12 protein-coding genes, 1 pseudogene and 1 riboswitch are annotated in these 13309 nt (G+C 37.1%); of the genes and pseudogenes, 8 read left to right on the top strand and 5 right to left on the bottom strand.

Going from position 1 to position 13309, the window contains the following annotated elements:
- Positions 1-240: 240 nt before the first annotated feature.
- Positions 241-347: riboswitch (SAM riboswitch) on the bottom strand.
- A gap of 168 nt (positions 348-515) precedes the next feature.
- Complete coding sequence (locus tag KM885_RS17180) at positions 516-1388, bottom strand: LysR substrate-binding domain-containing protein (RefSeq protein WP_204797952.1); 873 nt, start codon at positions 1386-1388, stop codon at positions 516-518.
- Between the two features lie 144 nt (positions 1389-1532).
- On the opposite strand from KM885_RS17180, the gene KM885_RS17175 reads away from it, so the two are divergent.
- The 7 genes from KM885_RS17175 to KM885_RS17145 all read left to right on the top strand — a co-directional run bounded on the left by KM885_RS17175 (position 1533) and on the right by KM885_RS17145 (position 8450).
- Positions 1533-2504, top strand: coding sequence for a DMT family transporter (locus tag KM885_RS17175; RefSeq protein ID WP_216884309.1), 972 nt, complete (start codon positions 1533-1535; stop codon positions 2502-2504).
- 178 nt (positions 2505-2682) lie between these two features.
- Complete coding sequence (locus KM885_RS17170) at positions 2683-3351, top strand: PspA/IM30 family protein (RefSeq protein WP_216884308.1); 669 nt, start codon at positions 2683-2685, stop codon at positions 3349-3351.
- Positions 3352-3369: 18 nt separating this feature from the next.
- Entirely contained in the window at positions 3370-4398 is a 1029-nt protein-coding gene (locus KM885_RS17165) for a TFIIB-type zinc ribbon-containing protein (protein WP_216884307.1), read from the top strand.
- Positions 4395-5171: a TPM domain-containing protein gene (locus KM885_RS17160; protein ID WP_216884306.1), complete on the top strand. Its 777-nt coding sequence runs from the start codon at positions 4395-4397 to the stop codon at positions 5169-5171. The genes KM885_RS17165 and KM885_RS17160 overlap by 4 nt, the downstream gene beginning before the upstream one ends.
- A 283-nt stretch (positions 5172-5454) precedes the next feature.
- A complete protein-coding gene (locus tag KM885_RS17155; RefSeq protein ID WP_047185533.1) occupies positions 5455-6447 on the top strand; it encodes an SPFH domain-containing protein in 993 nt (330 codons plus the stop codon).
- Positions 6448-6780: 333 nt separating this feature from the next.
- Positions 6781-7812: a DUF1646 family protein gene (locus KM885_RS17150; protein WP_047185532.1), complete on the top strand. Its 1032-nt coding sequence runs from the start codon at positions 6781-6783 to the stop codon at positions 7810-7812.
- A 119-nt stretch (positions 7813-7931) separates the two neighbouring features.
- Positions 7932-8450, top strand: coding sequence for a CueP family metal-binding protein (locus KM885_RS17145; protein WP_047185531.1), 519 nt, complete (start codon positions 7932-7934; stop codon positions 8448-8450).
- 139 nt (positions 8451-8589) lie between these two features.
- Here KM885_RS17145 and KM885_RS17140 read toward each other — a convergent pair whose 3' ends face one another.
- Genes KM885_RS17140 through KM885_RS17130 form a run of 3 tightly spaced genes read right to left on the bottom strand, consistent with a single transcriptional unit; the run spans position 8590 to position 10347 of the window.
- Positions 8590-9090, bottom strand: coding sequence for a hypothetical protein (locus tag KM885_RS17140; protein WP_047185530.1), 501 nt, complete (start codon positions 9088-9090; stop codon positions 8590-8592).
- Positions 9091-9099: 9 nt separating this feature from the next.
- A complete protein-coding gene (locus KM885_RS17135) occupies positions 9100-9333 on the bottom strand; it encodes a YvdQ family spore coat protein (protein ID WP_204797950.1) in 234 nt (77 codons plus the stop codon).
- Positions 9334-10347 (bottom strand): DUF3231 family protein, encoded by a 1014-nt coding sequence (locus tag KM885_RS17130; protein ID WP_047185529.1) that lies wholly within the window; start codon positions 10345-10347, stop codon positions 9334-9336.
- Between the two features lie 334 nt (positions 10348-10681).
- Between KM885_RS17130 and KM885_RS17125 the strand changes: the two genes are divergently transcribed.
- Positions 10682-12184, top strand: a complete 1503-nt coding sequence (locus KM885_RS17125; RefSeq protein WP_047185528.1) for an amidase — start codon at positions 10682-10684, stop codon at positions 12182-12184.
- Between the two features lie 329 nt (positions 12185-12513).
- Here KM885_RS17125 and KM885_RS17120 read toward each other — a convergent pair.
- Positions 12514-13236, bottom strand: a pseudogene (locus KM885_RS17120) (right-handed parallel beta-helix repeat-containing protein); the annotation flags it as partial.
- Positions 13237-13309: the final 73 nt, after the last annotated feature.

The raw sequence follows: 13309 nt of genomic DNA, 5'->3' as shown, positions 1-13309 counted from the left end.
TCCAATATACTTTAGGAATTCTAAGAAAAACAAAGAAATATCCAGTTAGTGTCCGGAATAAGGGGGCCTAGCCGCGATTACTGATATCTCCGAGGTGTTTACCGATATTTTGCATATGTGTGCTGATATGCCCGTGTTTAAGATTCATAATGAAATGGTTTAATAATGAATAGAAAAAGCCCTCGTCTCAAGAAGATGAGAGGAGGGCAGAAATGGACATCATTCCGGGCGGCCTATATTTACTCATCTCTAGAATACTAAGTATTCTTCTGAAATTAGCACCATACAAAAATTTGCTGGTTGCTGAGACTTCATAGGGTCAGTCCCTCCGCCTCTCTTGATAAGAATCCTTATATGTTTACTTTGTATAATTGTAAGTATATATAGTAGATAAGTCAATGTTTTTTTAAAAGTGCATCTAATTCAATATTTATTTGTGGTTAGTTTAGGATATTTATAAGTTGCGACTAACCATCCGTGAGGGCTGAAGAAAAACCCCCACTGATGGAAGACTTCTATATAGGTGTTATTGGCGCTTGTTTATTTGTTTCAATCGTTTCGATAAATGTTCTGATTGTTGAAGTTAAGAAGGTATCAGCCCTTCTTATAAAGACTGTTTTAATCTTACTATATTGATCTGGAAGAGTATGACACTGGATGAGCCCATTTTCTTCAAAATGGGTAGTTGCTGACCTTGGAACAAATGTAACGCCAAGTCCCACGGCAACACTACGAAGGATGGTTTCTAATGTGCCGAATTCCATTACCTTTTTTGGAGTAATGTTTTGGTCTCTATACCAGGCTTCTAAGCGTGCTCGGTATCCACAGCCTTCACTAAAGCATAAGAACGGTTCCGCTTTCAAATCCTCTAACGTAGATGCACGATTATCTGAAATTAAAACAAGCTCCTCTTGAAACACTTCATGTGATATAAGATCTGGGTGAAATTCGGATTCTGTCACGAAGGCTCCGTCCAATTTATGATTTAATACTTTTTCTTCTAAGGTTTCTGTAACTCCGGTAACTACCGACAAATCAACATTTTTATATTTCTTTATATAGTTTGATAAAATTTGCGGTAAATGAATGACGGTTTCAACGGTACCGATTTCTAATTTTCCAGACGGTTCCTTTTTACTTTGAACGGCTTTCTTCATTTCATTAGTTAACAATAAAATTTGGTTACAATAATTCAATAACTTTTTTCCTTCTGGTGTTAGACTCATCCCACGCCGATGTCGGTTAAATAAAGGGGTATTCAATTCCGTTTCAAGTTTATGAATCCTCGACGTAATATTCGATTGCACATAGCTGAACTCTTTGGCTGCCGCTGTAATCGTTCCTTTTTCGGCTACTTTCTGAAAAATCTCTAAGTCCTTAAACTCCACTATTTTGCCCCTTTCCTATTTTCGTATTTTAATTGTATGATATCACGATTAATGATGGAAATCATTATTATTATTCATTTTACAAGATAACAAAAATCATAGAATATGAGAGTAGATCATTTAGTTGAAGGGAGCAAAGGGGAATTGAAAAATAGTGTGTTGTTAGGGGCTTTTTTGTGTTTTATTTCTGCAGTTTCATGGGGTGCAATGTTTCCTGTAGCACATGGAGCTTTTCAATATATGGATCCTTTCTATTTTACAATTATTCGTTATGTATCTGTTACGATTATTTTGGTACCAATACTATGGTGGAAAGAAGGAAAAAAGGCTTTTCGATTGGAAGGAAAAGGTCTTCCATTATGGTTTTTTGGCACCATGGCGTTTACGGTTTATAATCTTTTTATCTTTTGGGGGGAGGATTTATTAGGTGAATCAGGTATAATGGTAGCATCCATTATGGAATCATTGATGCCGATGATATCCATTGTGATTGTTTGGATGCTCTCTAGAAAGAGTCCCCATCGATTCACTTTATTATGTGTGCTACTGTCATTTATTGGTGCAGTATTAGTAATTACGAAAGGGGATATTCGATCCTTTCTTGGTGCAACAAGTGATTTTGTCCCATCCATAATTATTTTCATTGCAGTAATTGGTTGGGTCGTTTACACGATGGGTGGTGAGGAGTTTAGCGGTTGGTCTGCTTTACGATACTCCACGTTAAGCTGTTTACTTGGAACGGTCACAGCGACTCTTATTGTCGTAGTGGCAACGTTATTTGGGTATATATCCTTTCCATCGGGGGAAGCTGTGATATCAGCAAGCCCACATTTATTGTTTATGATTATATACCCTGGTGTCATTGCGCTAGTTGGCTGGAACATCGGTGTAAGTATCTTATCACCATTAAATTCACTGTTGTTCATTAACTTTGTTCCTGTTACAACACTCATCATTTCGGCATTTCAAGGTAATCAAATAACGATGTTCGATATTCTTGGTACGGTCTTTATCATCGTTTCCCTCGTGTCCAATAATATATTTATAAGGATGTTACAAAAGAAAAAATCAAATCGGCACGTTCAAACTAATTTGCGGGAAAGTTTATCTAACTAAGGAACAAATTCCTTTTTCAAAAAAGCGTTTTGGAACAAAGTATGTACTTTGCTCTGAAGCGTTTTTTTGTTATTTCCACCCCAAGTCTTCTGAGAAACACAGTTTTCTCATTTGAAACTTTTCTTCCAATCTCCCGTATAAATAGGTACTATTAAATCAGTGAAAGGTGGAAACAATCATGAGCATCTTAAAACGAATACGTACGATTTTAGCAAGTCATATAAATGTAAAAATGGAAAATCTCAAAGATCCGGAAAAGGAAATAAATGCATATATAAGAGAAATGGAACGTGATGAAAGAGAAATCAAAGGACAGACTGATGCTGCAGTTGTTTTGATGAATCGGGCAAAAAGGAATCTTCACGAATGTCAAACGGAAATGAACAAAATGGAACGTTTTGCAGCTAAATCATTAAAAGCCGGGGATGAAGACAAAGCACGTCAATTTTTAGAAGAAAAGCTGAGCTTAAAGCCAAAATACCATGAATATGAAAAGCAATATGAACTAGCTTCCATTAAGGTAGAACAAATGAAATTGGCGCAGGATAAACTTTCCGAGGATGTAGCGGAACTTTCCAATCAACGTGATGCGATTGTTGGGAAGCTAGCAATGGCAAAGAGTAAAAAGAAAAGGAATGAGACTGGTCTATCTCAATCAAACGTTCGTTTAACTACTTTTGATCAACTGGAGGAAAAGGCGAATAGGGCTTTAGCCGAGGCGGAAGCACTAGAAGAATTAAGACATGGATTAGATGCTGACATGGATAGGCTTGTGTCACAATATGATAAAGGTATGGATGTAGATAAGGAAATGGAAGAGTTAAAAAGAAAAATGACAGAAAAATAATCCAAAGGGGGGAGAGTCGTGTTAATTCATTATAAATGTCCCGATTGTGGCGATGATATGGCTTTTGATAGTGAGTCTGGAAAACTAACTTGTGGGAGTTGTGGACGAACGGATTTGATAGAGGATTTTTCCGAAGAATTTATTACAACAAGATTTTCTGATGAGGAAGCGAAAGAGTATGTCTGTAATAACTGCGGAGCGGCCGTCATTACCGATGCCGATACTTCCGCAACAACATGTAGTTTTTGTGGGGCTGGGGTTGTTTTAGCAGATCGTGTTTCTGGAAATCTTGCACCGGATAAAGTGATCCCATTCCAAATTAGTAAGGAAGAAGCGAGGAATGCATTTAAGAAATGGTGTAAGAATGGTAGACTGACTCCTAAAGGCTTTATGAGCGCTGACCGAATTAAAGGAATAACAGGAATTTATGTCCCATTTTGGCTTTATGATTTACATAGTATTGCCGATGTGAAAGCAAAGGCAACGAAGGTAAGAACCTATACACGAGGTGACTATATTTATACCGAAACAAAGTACTATGATGTTAGGCGCAAGATTGATTTAACTTTTAATAAGGTACCAGTTGATGCGTCAGAGAAAATGAATGACGACTTAATGGATAAGTTAGAACCGTATGATTATGGAAGTTTAAAGGACTTTAAAACACCCTATTTAGCAGGATATTTAGCTGAAAAGTATAATTATGATAATAAAGATTTATTTCCAAGGGTGAAGTCAAAGGTAAGTGAATATATTGATAAACATATCGGTTCTACGATAAGTGGCTACTCTTCCGTACAGTATAGGGAAAAGCATGTGGACACTCGAGAGAGAAAGGCATCTTATGTCCTTCTTCCTGTATGGATGGTTTATTATGATTATGATAAACAGGAACACACTTTTGCCATGAATGGTGTGAATGGAAAGGTTGTTGGAAAACCTCCATTAAGTATGGGGAAGGTAGCAGCATGGTTTGGTAGTATTGCAGGTGCTACTTTTATGATGGCCAAGATCATCACCTTTATTATTGGGGGTGAGATTTGGTGAATAAGCGGATCTTATTACTAACTAGTATTCTTTCTCTTTTTCTTATTTTTAGTTTTATTTCCCCTGTATTCGCCGATGAATCCAAACAGAGAGTCTATGACTATGCTGATCTACTAACGGATGATGAAATAGATAGGTTAGAGAATTTAGCCAATCAACATGGGAAAAAACATGAAATAGATTTTATCATTGTAACAACTAAAGATGCGGATAATAAGGATATTTTTTCATTTGTAGAAGATTTTTATGACGAAATGGCTTTTGGTTTTGACAAGCCAAATGGTAATGCAGCAATTTTGGCTTTAGATATGAGTAAAAGAGATGTTTATATAGCCGGGTTTTATAAAGGTGAAAAATATTTAGATAATAAACGAGTGGACTTAATTAGAGAAAAAATGACGCCTGACTTGTCTAGTGGAAATTACGAAGAAGCATTTACCACATTCATTGAGACGGGTTCTCGCTATATGCAATACATTCCTGGTGTTAATCCAGAGAGTTTCCTACTCCAAACCTGGTTTCACATGATAGTCGCATTAGGATTAGCAGCGTTAATTGTAGGAACGATGGCGTATAATTCTGGTGGAAAAGTAACTGTCAATGAGCGGACATATACAGGAGATTTTAAAGTACTACAACGTAAAGATATTTATTTAACCCAAAACGTCACCAAACGCAGAAAGCCTAAGAATAATAATAGTAATAGAGGCGGTGGCGGAGGTGGTGTCACTAGAGGTGGGCACTCGCATAGTGGTAGTAGAGGGAAGTTCTAGTGAGGGAAGTTCAAAAAGTCCGGTGAAAATGACACTTCGCATTTCTTCGTTGGCAAGACTCACCGCTACTCACGTATTAATTGCATACGTTCCGTTCCTCAAAGCTACGCCGCCTCGAACTGCGAAGCACAGGACGTGCTAGTGTCGGCGTTGCAACAAATCTTTACGGTGGGACGAGTAATCGGAGTCCCAGGACGTTGCGACTTTAGCCGACCTCGGTCCTTTTCATCCTCCTTTTTGAACGTGCACTAGTAAAAAATAATAGAATGAGAGGAAGTTTGCCATGTCTTTTTTTAGAAATCAATTTGCTGATGTTATCGAATGGGATGAGTTCCGCGACGATATGATTTTTTGGAAGTGGAGTAATAAAGAAATTAAAAAAGGAAGTAGACTAATAATCCGACCAGGTCAAGATGCTATTTTTCTATATAACGGAAAGGTTGAGGGCGTCTTTAAGGATGAAGGAGATTATCATATTGAATCGGAAATTATTCCTTTTCTCTCCACGTTAAAGGGATTTAAATTTGGTTTTAATAGTGGACTAAGGGTAGAGGTGATTTTTGTTAACACAAAGATTTTTAATGTGAAATGGGGTACGAGAAATTCGATTAATATCCCAACACCTTCCCTTCCAGGCGGGCTACCAATTAGAGCAAATGGAACGTTTGAATTTAAAGTAGATGACTATATGGCACTAGTTGATAATATCGCTGGTGTGAAAGAACGGTATCTTGTCGATGATGTGAAGATTCGTATCACATCGATATTAGATCAATTGCTGATGAAATGGATTACCCAAGAAGGGAAGAATATCTTTAATCTACAAATGAATAGTATCGAAATTTCTAGAGGAATTAAAGAAGATTTGGATATGGAAATTCATGATATGGGAATGACAATCACCAACTTTAGTGTAAGGAGCTTTAATTACCCAAAACAAGTTCAGGATATGATCGACAAAAATGCTTCCCACGGAATGGTGGGAGATGTCTCGAAATATCAGCAAATTTCCGTTACAGATGCACATGCTTCTGGAAAACTTCAAGGATCCGGTACTGCAAGTGATATGGCTGGTATGATGATGGGGATGAACATGGCTAACGAAATGATGAAAAATATGAATCAAACCCCTTCTCAAAATCAGCAGCCAAATCAAGAACAAACACCACAATCACCTTCTAGTGGAACGGGGAAAGCTCCGAACTTCTGTCCAAACTGTGGAGAGAAGACAAATGGAGCTAACTTCTGTTCGAATTGTGGACAGAAGCTGGTATAAATTCTCTAAGAAGGGTCATTTTTTAAAAAAAAAATTGTTGTCATGAAATTCATGGTGTGTTATTCTAAAAATGAATAGGCCTATTATCAAAATTAAATATTATGAAAATTTTTTAGGAGGAGTCTGTCACCAAGGGGTAATTATGCCCTTTGGTAGATAGGCTCCTTTTGTGTTTTTCCGATGAAGGAGGAATGGTATTCTACAAGGGTTATTTTAACAATAGTAGAATGATACGTGGGAATATAATGCACTAATAATTAAGAAATTTTTAATTATTATTCGCAGGTAGGAAAGCGCCTTCCTACCTGCCAAAAAGAGAGGGGAGAAATATTTATGATTATTGGATTAACGATCATTTTGGTGTTAGTTCTATTACTTCCTTTTACGAAGTTGGTAGAACGTAACCTGGAAGTATTCTTGTTTATTATGGGGGTATTATCTGTACTAGTCAGCCAAGTAATGGATTGGGCTCTGATTAAAGAGGCATTGGTCCATCCAATAAATATCACGCTAGCGGTACTAGTCGCGGGGCTCCTATTCCGTTGGTTTAAAACCCCAATCGAAAAGGGAATTGTAGGTATTAGTAATGCTATGCCATATCGTTTATTTATTGCACTCCTTGTCATTGTTCTTGGATTACTTTCAAGTCTGATTACAGCAATTGTTGCCGCGGTTATTCTCGTATCGGTCATTAGTATTCTAAAACTAGATCGCAAATCTGAAATTCGGCTTGTTATATTAGCATGTTATGCGATTGGAATGGGGGCTGCATTAACTCCAATTGGTGAACCATTGTCAACAATTGTCGTGGCGAGTTTAAATGAAGGCTTTCTCTATTTATTGAATTTACTTGGTATTTATGTAATTCCAGGTGTTATTGTTTTCGGAATACTTGCCGCGCTCATAATCAAGCCAGCTAAAAATAATACTGAAATACAAACGGATACTGAAGATGATGCTCTAAGTGAAAAAGAGTCCTATGCGGAAATTATTATTCGTAGTTTAAAAATTTACATTTTCGTAATGGCCTTGACGTTTTTAGGCGCGGGATTCCAGCCTTTCATTGAAAGGTTCCTGCTTGATCTGAATCCGCTTGTACTTTATTGGATTAACATGATTTCTGCAGTACTTGACAATGCTACTCTAGCTGCGGCTGAAGTAAGTCCAGCAATGAGTGATCCAACAATTAAGGCATTATTACTTGGACTTCTTGTTAGTGGTGGGATGCTCATTCCAGGAAACATACCAAATATCATCGCTGCAGGAAAACTAAAAATTACTAGTTTACAATATGCGCGATTTGCGTTTCCTGTTGGTTTGATTGCTATGGTAGCTTATTTCGTCTTAATCCTTCTAACATTTTAATTAACATTCCGAATCACTACTAGAGGTAATTTCACTAATCCCTGGAATGTCAATTGGTTTCAGGGATTATCTGTAGCAAAATATTCTCGAAAGTAATGAAAAATAGGAGATGAATTTAGATGAAGAAGTTATTTTCTATTGCTTGTATGGTATTCGTTCTTGCATTAGTTGGCTGTAATGATAGTGCAGAAGAAGAAATGGATTCACAGGAAACAAAGGAATTGGTTCATGAGTATAGTACGGGAGATTTTGAAGATGTATCGGCCTCGATTACATCACATGAATTAATTGTAACGGACAATCAAGAAAAAGAAACTTCCTACCCACTTCCTAAGGATGAATTCTTTGTTTCGATTGCACCATTTGTTGAGACAACACATCCATGTGAAATCCACAGTTTAACGGGATGTCAGGGAGAGTTAGTGAACAAGGAATTTGATGTATATATTGAAGATGAAGAGGGTAAAGTCGTAGTGGATAAAACGATGACATCCCTAGATAATGGGTTTATTGATATTTGGTTACCAAGAGATGAAACATTTCAAGTAAAAATAGAACACGAAGGAAAAACATCTGAATCGGAAATTTCTACTTTCGAGGGCGATAATACTTGTATTACAACAATGCAATTAATTTAAATAGAACTTTGTAAGAGAGTCCTAATGTGTGATTAATCCTCTCACAAAGTTTTGAAGCAAAAAAATGAAATTCTCTCTAATCTAAACGGGAGGTTACCACAAACTGTTTGCTCTCAGGTTGCAGACAATCCAGGGAAAGTCAGGAACCTAGAGAGCGGTTTTTGGTATATATTTTAATTAAAATCCATCTAATGATTGCCCCAATCCCTAAACCAATTGGTAGGAATAAAAACCCCGACCACATCGGCCCAATCAGGTGACCGAAAATGGTAATCCGAGTAGAAAAGATGACGCCTACTGTAACAAAATAAGCTGAAAACACTAATGGAAGATAAGCAAAAGGCTTCCCTTCTTCACCACTAGCATCTTTATATGCATCCCATATTCCAAAAAAATACAAACAAGGATAAAATAAGAGCCATTGATAGTTTGTTGCTTGAATTGCTTCTTCAATTCGGAAATTAAAACTAAGAATGATAATCCGATTAAAGTTTCCCATTACATTGATTAAAAACTCTAAAAGAACTAACAAAAATCCTTTTAAAAATTGCTTACGTAATAGTTGGTAAAACCCCGGAAGTGCAATGCTCCACAGAACAGCCTCTAATTTTTTACTTTTCTTTTGTAAATTAACATCCATAATCAAACCTTATTTCGCTATGTTTTCATAGTTAGGTGCTATTGGCGGCTGCTCCATCCATCCGTTTTCAACTAACAGTTTTGCACTATCTTTTGCAAAGTTGGCTATTTCCGTGGCTAATTGAATATAACGAGGACGTAGGGTTTTTATTTTTTTACCATGTTGTAACATATACGTTAAACCACAAGTTTCATTGCATATGGAAGCTATTTCTGGTTCAGTAAGTTCCATGTTTCCATTCATTTATTTTCCGCCTTTCGTTTTAATAAGTTCCGCTCTATCCACCATTCTTGGTGGCTCTTCCAACCATTCATGTTTAATCAGCAAATTTGCCCCGTCTTCCAAGTATAAACCGATTTCTCCACTTAAACGGACATAATGACTAGCGATATCCCTTCTCGTACTGGTAGAAATACTTAACCCATAAAACCCTATACCTAATGCAATCATTCCAGTAGTATGAAGCAGCATCAATTTATCCGACAATACTCCGGTTTCAGCTAAATCGGTTACAAGGGCATCTGATCCCATCGGTACAGGTATATCATTGCTCTCGAGTACCTCTGAAAATATTTCTACATGTTTTTTGGCAATTTCAACGCCTCTAAGGAAATAATCCCTTACTTCTTTCCTCTCAGCAACTTGACTGAAACCCAATAAAGTGGCAGCACCTAAGGAGTTCCTTTGTATGTTTCCGAATAAATGAGAAATCTCTATAGAAAGCAATGGCCTTTTTTCACCCAACCAACCGGTTAAGAAATTTTGTTTTTTTACAAAGTCAATTTCTTTCGGTGCAGGAATGGTTGGGGGCTCTAATAATACACCTTTAGCTTTGGTTACGACTAATGCTTTATGATGAAGCTGATTATAATCATGAAAAACTTTAGAGAAATAGTTGTAAAGGTCTTCCCTTGTTGTCATGGAAAGGGCAATTGTTGCAGCGTGCATACCTAGCCTTCCAAGTTGTAAACAATATTGCAGCATATAATTGTCTGTATATAATCTTCCTTTGGTTATATCAACATCTTCCTTCGTTATTCCGATTGGGAGTGGTCGTTTTTCTTCATGAAAAAATGTCTTAACGGAATCAAAGTGCTTCTTAGTTAGTTGCAATCCATCCGAAATAACCTCCTTTATTTCAGGATCTTCCGCTTTTTGATTAAAATAACTTAGAACTGCCAAAGATAAACTATCGTTTTGATATTTTCCCCATATCCCTCCAAGTTCTGATGCTGTTAAAGGTTTCTTTTGTTCCATAATGATTGTTTCCTCCACTTGATTCAAATTAGTAACCATAGTTTGCCTTTATCTGAAAAGGATATACTTTTTCTGTAAAATCCGCTCGACACTAAAATACGGAGCTTCCAAAGTGAGAATCCTTTAAAAGAGGCGGAAGTTTGTCTCACGAAAGTACCTTGTGATGAGAGGTTCAGATCTAGATAAAGCTGGTCTTTTCAGAAAAAAAATAATTCATTGTATAAGTTAAAAGAATAAAAAAATCAAAGGTAATTATCGATGGATTGGTTGCTTTCCTATTGATTTCTAAACTATGATAGAGTGGATGTGAAATTCTACCAAATGGGGTGTACATATGAATATTGAAACGTTTTTATCACTTGATGCAACAGAAATGGCAACCCTTATTCAAAAAAAGGAAGTATCAGCCAAGGAATTAATGGAAATGGCCTTTGAGCGGTTGGAAGAAGTGCAACCAATATTAAATGTTGCGACACATACTAGAAAAGAAAAGGCATTAAAAGAAGCGGAGAGCCTATCTATTGAAAATGCACCATTTAATGGCGTGCCAATTTTAATGAAAAATATTAGTCAGTCGATAGAAGGGGAGCCTTTGACAGCCGGATCGGAGCTTTTGCAAGGAATTATATCTACAAATGAGTCCTATTTTGTGAAGAAATTTCGTGATGCAGGTTTTCGTTTTATGGGACATACGAATACTCCAGAATTTGCTTTGAAAAACATAACAGAGCCGAGAGTTTATGGGCCAACACGAAATCCGTGGAATAAGGAGTTTTCACCAGGTGGATCAAGTGGCGGTGCCGCTGCTGCCATTGCTTCTGGAATCGTTCCACTTGCTGGCGCGAGCGATGGTGGTGGTTCGATTCGAATTCCTGCATCGTTTACCAGTCTTTTTGGATTAAAACCAACTAGAGGTCGTACTCCTGTTGGGCCAGGGGTTGGAAGACAATGGCAAGGGGCATCCATTGATTTTGTTTTAAGTAGAAGTGTAAGAGATAGTGCTGCAATGCTTGACATATTGCAAGTAGTTCAACCAGAGGCAGCTTACCAAACACCATTATTTTCGGGAAGTTATAGGGAAACAATGGTTCAAGATTTTAATAAGTCATTGCGTATTGCGTTTTCAACGAAGTCACCAGTTGGAACACCAGTCTCGGAGGATGCGAAATTAGCAGTCGAGAAATTAGTGAAGAGCTTAGAATCAGAGGGGCATCATGTAGAAGAAGTCGATGGACCTGTTGATGGTGTGCAGCTAATGAAGGACTATTACTTGATGAATAGTGGGGAAATGAATGCAACAATCATTGAATTGGAGCATGCACTTGGTAGGGAGTTGACTGCAGAAGATATGGAAATGGAATCTTGGGTGTTACATGATGCTGGTAAATCGGTATCAGCGGCAATGTACACGGAAAGCTTATCGTCTTGGGATAAAGCGGCAGGACAAATGGCGAACTTCCATCGAGTGTATGATTTCTATATTACCCCAGCAACAGCTTTTACCGCTCCAAGAATCGGAGAGCTTACACCAAGTAAAGAAAAACATGAGAGATTTGTAGAAGAAGTAGCATTAGCGAAAAATGTAGAAGAACAACAACAAATCGTCTACGATATGTTTTTACCAAGCCTAACATATACACCATTTACACAATTAGCAAACCTTACTGGACAACCTGCCATGTCTGTACCAATTTATTTATCAGAGGATGGCCTGCCTCTTGGAGTACAAGTTATGGCACAAAAAGGAGAAGAACATCGTCTATTACAATTAGCCTATCAATTGGAACAGTCTGATTTATGGGTAGGAATGAAGGGAAATCCGTATTTTGGCAGATAGTAAGTTCTAATATTTGGTTTCGTCATAATAATTGGCAAAACTTTTTTGTTATATTTAACTTGATGAAGGACAAAGCAAGGCGGGGGAGAGTGGAAACGTCCGTGAGAAAGGAGATCACGGCCAAAGCTTCTATTAAACCCCGAAGAAACGTCCGTGAGAGAGGCTATCACGGACAAACCTCCTATCAAACCCCGAAGAAACGTCCGTGGGAAAGAAGATCACGGCCAAAGCTCCAATCAAAACCCCAAGAAACGTCCATGAGAAGAAAATCACGGACAAACCTCCAATTAAATCACTAGGAAGCGTCCGTGAAATCTTTTGAAAAAAAATTATTCTACAATTTTTTTGGCAGACGAATTCTTTTCTAATTCAAAATCAAATGTATTTGCATTTTTATATTTTGGATCTAAATAACTAGATTCCGCATCACTTTTTGAAACCATTTTAAACTCCGGAAAATTAGTATATTCTTCCGCTTTCCATACCCATATACCAGCTTTTCCCTTTTCTTTATGAAAGATATTCTTTTGTAGTTTATTTCCTTGATTGGTTATAAAATCGTTGGCGATAAATATGCGTGAAGGCCCAGCAGTCAATATGTTTTTTTCAATCACATTGTTTTTGGTATCATGCTGTAATAAAAGCTGTCCCCCATCTAGTCCTTTCGTGTCATTTCGAAAAATGATATTTTGAGAGATTGTAGAGTTAATCGTGCCTCCCCGATTTTCGTCATACCCACCAATCGATATCCCAGTATAAAAGTTGTTATAAATAATATTATTTAAAATGTTTATATGATTGGCATATTTGTCAGCGTGTTCAGAGGTAGCCTCAATTCCAATATCACATTGATAAATGGTATTCTTTTCGATGGTTATATTTTTTCCACCATCAATGTAAATACCTCCAGCATTATAATCATCTCCATAAGCAGGATTGCCGTACGAAGAATTTTCATAAACGGTATTATTTTTTACTACTCCATTTCGCACGTAGTCAGCTTTTTTATTATGATAGGTGCCTTCATAACCAATTAAATCAATACCTATATCCTTAATTATTCATACTTCCATGTGCCTAAGTAAACAAGGTTCAAATTCTATATTTTTTCAAATTATAAATATA

The sequence above is a fragment of the Oceanobacillus caeni genome (genome assembly GCF_019037185.1).
Lineage (GTDB): Bacteria > Bacillota > Bacilli > Bacillales > Amphibacillaceae > Oceanobacillus > Oceanobacillus caeni.
Note: the sequence above shows the minus strand (reverse complement) of the source record. Positions and strands in the feature narration are given on the sequence as shown.

Coding starts and splice junctions, on each gene's coding strand:
- KM885_RS17170 (WP_216884308.1), top strand. CDS start 2,683: ATGAGCATCTTAAAACGAATACGTACGATTTTAGCAAGTCATATAAAT.
- KM885_RS17155 (WP_047185533.1), top strand. CDS start 5,455: ATGTCTTTTTTTAGAAATCAATTTGCTGATGTTATCGAATGGGATGAG.
- KM885_RS17150 (WP_047185532.1), top strand. CDS start 6,781: ATGATTATTGGATTAACGATCATTTTGGTGTTAGTTCTATTACTTCCT.
- KM885_RS17145 (WP_047185531.1), top strand. CDS start 7,932: ATGAAGAAGTTATTTTCTATTGCTTGTATGGTATTCGTTCTTGCATTA.
- KM885_RS17140 (WP_047185530.1), bottom strand. CDS start 9,090: ATGGATGTTAATTTACAAAAGAAAAGTAAAAAATTAGAGGCTGTTCTG.
- KM885_RS17135 (WP_204797950.1), bottom strand. CDS start 9,333: ATGAATGGAAACATGGAACTTACTGAACCAGAAATAGCTTCCATATGC.
- KM885_RS17130 (WP_047185529.1), bottom strand. CDS start 10,347: ATGGAACAAAAGAAACCTTTAACAGCATCAGAACTTGGAGGGATATGG.
- KM885_RS17125 (WP_047185528.1), top strand. CDS start 10,682: ATGAATATTGAAACGTTTTTATCACTTGATGCAACAGAAATGGCAACC.